The following is a 6,046-nucleotide window of genomic DNA, read 5'->3' on the forward strand; positions in this document are numbered from 1 at the left end:
TGTTCGGCGGCGGCACGGCGGAATTGCAGCTGATCGAATCCGACGATCCGCGCGAGGCCGGCCTCGAAATCCTGGCCCGCCCGCCCGGCAAGAAGCCGCAGACCATGACGCTGCTGTCGGGCGGCGAGCAGGCGTTGACGGCGATGTCGCTGATCTTCGCGGTGTTCCTGACCAATCCGGCGCCGATCTGCGTGCTCGACGAAGTCGACGCCCCGCTCGACGACCACAATGTCGAGCGCTTCTGCAACCTGATGGACGAAATGGCCGCCACCACCGAGACGCGCTTCGTCATCATCACCCACAATCCCATCACCATGGCGCGCATGAACCGGCTGTTCGGCGTCACCATGGCCGAACAGGGCGTCAGCCAATTGGTGTCGGTCGACCTGCAGGCGGCCGAGGCCATGCGCGAGGCAAGCTGACCCAGGTCAGCGCTGGCTGGAATGGGCCGCACCGGAGCAATTTCAGGAAAAGGGTGCAAGCGGTTCTCGCTCGGCAAAAAATGTCAGGGCCGCGGACTGTGCCTGTGCGAATGATGTTTGGCCGGGGACCAGACGAAATAGAGCGAGCCCAGTTTCAGCACAGGCACCCTGTGATCCCGCTCGCGATCACGCAGTTCCCGGTAGGTCTTCACCTTCAGTGTGCCCCCCGGCAATCTGATTCGCAAAGCCATGATGCATAGAGCTTACGTGCTTTCTCCAGACGATGGAAGATTCATTTCAAGTTCCTCATCAGTATTCGAGCTCCTGGAGGGGCGATCAGGAATTGTACTGGGCCACCAGATGACGAAATATTTGCCAAACTGCCAGACCGGGACTTCGCCCTTGTACTCTCGCCGCCGCAACTCATAACGTTGCTTGACCTTCAATACACCGCCCGGAAGCCTGATCTTGATCGTCATCGTCCCTCAATACTGATGGCGCACTTCCTGGGTGCCGCGCCCAAAATATCTGTCCGGCCAAGTTAGAAAAATCGCTCACTCTCGGATCGGATCGTTGCAATCCGATTTCGCTGAGTCAATGGAGCCGAGGGCGAACTCCTGTGGCTATCGGCGCCGTGCAGATAAGGCTTGAGAGCGGGCTCAACCTCTGCGCCGCAAGATCCAGTTCACACAGATCACGGCCACGAGGCCACATGCGATGCCGGCGCAATCGGCAAACCAGTCGAACACATCCAGATCGCGCCGTATCAGCGCCGTGCCCTGCAGGACCTCGATCGCCGCTCCAATCATGGCCAGGAAGACGATTAGTCTTGCTTTTCGATCGGGCCAGCCGAGCCCTCCAAGGAAAGTCATGACGGCAAAGGCGCTGGCGTGGTTCAGCTTGTCGGAACGGAAACCGATATCGATCCCGTACTCTTCAAGTCGGGGTATAGGCAGCAGTGCAAGGGCAAGAACAGCGGCAAGCGTGGCGAAAAAGGCGATCCGTTCGACGGCTGGATAAAATCTCATTCTGTTCCAATCTTTGCCTAGCCGCCGGGAAAGTCGAATCCGGCTCGGTATTGGCAGTTCAGGCTGAAACTCGGATCGACGGCGTTGTTCTTCTAAAGCCGCAATTTTTGCTTGAGCTTTTTCAGCCAGGTCTGTTCCGCCTCATCCTGATTTTGATGCGCCGGGACGTAGCGCGGCCGTATCTTTTTTCCTTTGATGTAGAATGGCTTTTCGACTTCTCCAACCAGATTGACGAAAAGCCGGGATTTGTTGGTGGGTTGGCGGACTGTGACGCCGTGGACCGATTCAATCGAGTTGATGAACAATACAAGAATGTTCTTGTCGTATTGAACTGTTTCGACGCATTCCAAATGGGTGTCGTCGACATAGGCATCATTGAAGAGTGTCGCTTTGGCTTTCAGCGTGGCGTATTTGGACTGGAAACGACTAATTGTCAGGTCCCCGCCAACGGCATCATAATCTTCCGGCCTCATATAAAACAGGCCAGAAAATAGCTTGTCGCCATTGTCGATGTGGCTTGTCCGCACCGAGCCGGCATTGGTCACCGGCGTGTTCCCGCTGAGCATCGCATCCATCAGTATGTCGCGTGTTGCATAGGTGTCACTAAACCTGATGCCCGCTTTCATATTCTTGAGGCGTTCATAATTGGGGTAATAATCAGGGTAAAGCTTGTGAATATCGTCATAGAACAGGTCGGCGACCTCGCCGAAAAATGCTTGCGATACATGGTAGGCGATAAAATCGCGCCATATTTGCGGCACGGCTTCGTTCGACCGAACGCGGTGGGCCTCATAATCCCACCTGGTGTTGTTGCGGCGTGTATCGATTTCGAGCGTTTCCGGAGCGGGAAACGTGCCGGCCAATTCCTGGTAGAGATCGAGGGGAAGGGCGTCAGGCAGGATGATGTGTGGAAACGGCTCCGATCGAACGTCGGCCTTGGTGGCTCGTTGAAGGACTGAAAGCGGCTTTGACATCGATGGTGTCCCAGATCGAGTTTGTCCGAATTTGGACAGCGAGGATCGTGTTCAACCTGTTCGGGTTACCGCCTTTCAACGGATCCCTTTCTGCGTCTCGTTCAAAGATTGGAGCGTTGAAAAGGGCTCCGCATGGGCTTTTACCATTTCGCTCATTAGAATATCCGCGCCAGTCATGAGGGGGACCAGGGTTTCCGCAAATGTGTATGTTTTGATGCCGTAAAGCCACTTCAGGTAAAGAAGGGCAGCTGACGTGCCGGAGACGCAGCCAACGATGTTCATTCGGGATACGACAAGCTCTATCGGATATATGTGTGGCAGGTTAGCTTCCATGATCCTGGTGTTGGCGTCGGCCGTCACATTGCCAACTGCATCCAGCAATTCGGGGAAGAAGGGCTTGCTTATTCTGGGATGTTCCTTCCAGACGACGTCGTATCCCCTCTCGACGATCTGCTCCGCAATTCGTCTATAGATCGCCGCCTCTTGCGCGTACGACATTATGCGGTTTCGCGACAATGCCTGGCCGAGCAGCAGGATCCGTGGGTTGGCTGACGCACGGCAATGTTCATCGCCGCCGGAAAGCGCATCCCTGCAGGCTTCACCTATTACGTCGCGCATCAGCGAAGCGCCGACCTGAAATCTTGGTACGTTCTCCAGTGCATCGTGAATGGGGATTTCGTGAAGCAAAGAATAAAACTTCGTCACCCGTCTCAGATGGTGTCTTTCTATCCTGTCGGCCGCTTTCCTCAATCGGAACGCCGGTGAAATTGTAGAGAGTCCTGCAATCAAGACCGCGGTGATGCGTCGTCGAAACCTTGTGCCCGGCGGCCGTGACATGGTTGCCATCTCGAATGGAAGGTATGACGTCAAGCCATCCTCATACAAAACGATCTTGGCTTCAGGGTATGAATCCAGCAGTATTTTTTCCGACGGCCGGTTAACGAAGCAGGCCCAGATTTCAGCTACGGAACTCGCGTCGAGACCAATTGTGTCTCGGATCAGACGATGGATCCGGAAAATTTGCAGTTGCCCATATTTACGCTCGGACGTCAGAAGGTCGTACGCCCATATGATCCGTCTCCAGGTCCATACTTTAGACGCAAGTTCAGCAAGACCGGTCTTGAAATGCTCGGAAACGCCGGCCGTTTCATAAAGCAGGAGATAGTCCTCATGCTCCTGATCCGCCGGGGAGCTTCCATCCATTGTTGATTGGCGAAGTGAGGCAACCAGGCTGAGCAATTGCCAGCTGCCAAAGACGCAGCATATTCGAGCTGGCAATTTAAGATCTCCAGATCGGATGGAAATAACGCTGCATGTTCCGCGATCTCAACCGCAAAATTGCTTCATATCCGACAGGCCGTGTGGCTCGGGGCGTCCCACCCGCTTCGTAATACTGCCTATCGCGTCGGTAGGAAATATCTTTCAGACGGCGGGTCTAACGTCCAAGACAGGCTAGAGTTCCGCACAATAGGCAGGCGAATTCACTTCAACTGAGCGGCAGAGACCTGTCGAGATCCGGCAATAGCACCCGGTGCGGCAGACCGCTCATGCGGTCGTCTTGCTGCTTCGGGTCCCTCTCGGCACCAAGAGCACGAATTCTCCCGGTTCTCGGGAAGGTCGTTGCCCGGGAAAGCGGGTTTCGCTTCCCCCAGTCAAAAGTAAGCTCCAGCCATGAACCGGAGCTAGATGATGACAGAGGCAGAAACCAGAATGTTTCACACACTTGATGTGCCAGCCGGTCCGGTGTGGCGGCCTGCAATCCCGGCCGACCTGACAAGGCAGGGCATGTGTGGGCGCATCTGCGCATCATGCCCGATACAAAGCCCGCACTGCCCCTCGAACGCCCTTGAGGCCGACGCTTCGGCGCAACGTCCCCGGTGAGCAGGCCAGAGCAATTCTAGGAAAAGTGTGAAGCGGTTTTCCGGCCAAAATTGCCTCAAAACAAAGAGTTAGAGCAGCTCGCCGTTTCCGTGAAACGGTGAACTGCTCTGAGGGCGGCGCCGGAAAATGCGCCGCCCTGTCGGAGGGGTCGTCCGCGATCAGGCGGCGAGCCAGGCCCGTGTGAAATCCTGCTCATAGGCCTGGTGCATCTGGTAGCCCATCAAGGAAGGTTTCATATGGCAGAACAGCTTTCGCCAGTAAGGCTGAACGATGATGCCGGAATCCTGCAGCATGACCTGGAGTTCCTTCATTACCACACGGCGCTGCTCCGGATCGGCGATGGAATTGGCCTTGTGGACCTTGGCATCGAAGTCTGGATCGGCGAACCCCGTCTCGTTCCATGCCGAACCGGTCTGATAGGCAAGCGCATAGGTCTGGATGCCGAGCGGTCGGGCGTTCCAATTGGTCGTCGCGAAGGGATACTTCGTCCAGTGGTTCCAGAACGCCGATTCCGGGATGACGGTGCGTTTCACCTTGAAGCCGGCGTCGCGCATCTGCTGGGCGACGGCATCGGAGCTTTCCTTGCGGTAGTCGGCTTCGACCGAGATCAGATCGAACTCGAAATCGAGCTGGCCGGCTTCCTCGAGCAATGCCCTGGCCCGGGCCGGATCACGTTTGATCGGCGGCAGGTCGGCGTGTTCGGGATGCATCGGTCCGACATGATCGTTCTGCGCGACGATGCCCATGCCGTCGGCGCCCAGTTGCAGCACCGCTTCGTTGTCGACCGCAAGCTGTATGGCGTTGCGCACGCGCTTGTCGTCATAGGGTTTGGCGTTGACGTTGCAGCGCGAGACCAGGGTGGCGGCAGTGACGATCTCGCTTTTCTTCAGGCCCAGCCTGTCGAGCATGGCGACGTCATAGGACTGCGTCTGGCCGTTCAGGTCGATCTCACCGGATTCGAAAGCGGAGACGGTGGCGGCCGAGTCGGTGCCGTAGTCGGTCCAGTCGATGCCGTCGAGGAACACCTCGCCGCCCCACCACGACCCGTCCGGCCGCTTGCGCACCGAGGCAGCAACGCCGACATCGAGTTTTTTAAGCTCGAATGGACCCGTGGAAACGGGGTTGGCCGACAGTGGCGCTGCCTTCGGATTGAACGTGCGGTGGACGATCAATGCCGGGTAGTCGGTCATCGCAGGGATAATGGTGATGTCGGGCTGCGACAGTTTCAGGACCAGGGTGTGGTCGTCGCGAACCTCGATGGCACCAGTGCGCGCCACCTTGGTGTCGGGATCGATCAGGGCGGTCATGCGCCCCGCCATCGAGTTGCCGGCGGCATCCTTCTCACACCAGCGCGTGATGTTGAAGGCGACATCCGTGGCGGTGAAATCGTCGCCGTTCGACCACTTCACCCCTGGGCGCACCTTGAGCACATATTCCGTGGCGTCCGCATTGATCTCCCAGCTCTGCAGCAGCACCGGCTCGAAGGTGAAATCCGGCTTCCAGCGCACCAGCGGTTCGAGAAACTGCATGGCGATGTTGCCCATCTGCGAAACCTTGAACTTGCGCGGGTCTTCCAGCTCCATCACCTGCATGGCAACACGCAGCACGCCGCCCTTTCTGGGTTGGGCGGCTTCCTCGGCCCGCGCCGGAACCGGTTGACCGATGAGCCCATAGGCAATCGCCGTGCTGGCGCCGAAGGCGCTGGCCAACGCCAGGAACTCGCGGCGGCCAAGCGCGCCGC

5 protein-coding genes and 1 pseudogene are annotated in these 6,046 nt (G+C 57.5%); 1 reads left to right on the forward strand and 5 read right to left on the reverse strand.

All coding sequences use genetic code 11. The features are described from left to right. Positions 1-422, forward strand: a pseudogene (locus EN879_RS21065) (chromosome segregation protein SMC); the annotation flags it as partial. Between the two features lie 263 nt (positions 423-685). Here EN879_RS21065 and EN879_RS21070 read toward each other — a convergent pair. The 5 genes from EN879_RS21070 to EN879_RS21090 all read right to left on the reverse strand — a co-directional run. Further along, the gene (locus EN879_RS21070; RefSeq protein ID WP_082826424.1) at positions 686-901 is read right to left on the reverse strand and encodes a hypothetical protein; all 216 of its coding nucleotides are present in this window, start codon (positions 899-901) and stop codon (positions 686-688) included. 180 nt (positions 902-1,081) lie between these two features. Further along, the gene (locus tag EN879_RS21075) at positions 1,082-1,450 is read right to left on the reverse strand and encodes a hypothetical protein (RefSeq protein ID WP_013532752.1); all 369 of its coding nucleotides are present in this window, start codon (positions 1,448-1,450) and stop codon (positions 1,082-1,084) included. 92 nt (positions 1,451-1,542) lie between these two features. Continuing rightward, positions 1,543-2,424: a hypothetical protein gene (locus EN879_RS21080; RefSeq protein WP_013532751.1), complete on the reverse strand. Its 882-nt coding sequence runs from the start codon at positions 2,422-2,424 to the stop codon at positions 1,543-1,545. 75 nt (positions 2,425-2,499) lie between these two features. Next, positions 2,500-3,702 (reverse strand): alpha-2,8-polysialyltransferase family protein, encoded by a 1,203-nt coding sequence (locus tag EN879_RS21085; RefSeq protein ID WP_244514274.1) that lies wholly within the window; start codon positions 3,700-3,702, stop codon positions 2,500-2,502. A gap of 761 nt (positions 3,703-4,463) precedes the next feature. Then, the coding region (locus EN879_RS21090; RefSeq protein ID WP_164774494.1) for an ABC transporter substrate-binding protein at positions 4,464-6,046 on the reverse strand (1,583 nt) is incomplete at its 5' end.

The sequence above is a fragment of the Mesorhizobium sp. M7A.F.Ca.AU.002.02.1.1 genome, from assembly GCF_003998535.1.
Classification (GTDB): Bacteria; Pseudomonadota; Alphaproteobacteria; order Rhizobiales; family Rhizobiaceae; genus Mesorhizobium; species Mesorhizobium ciceri.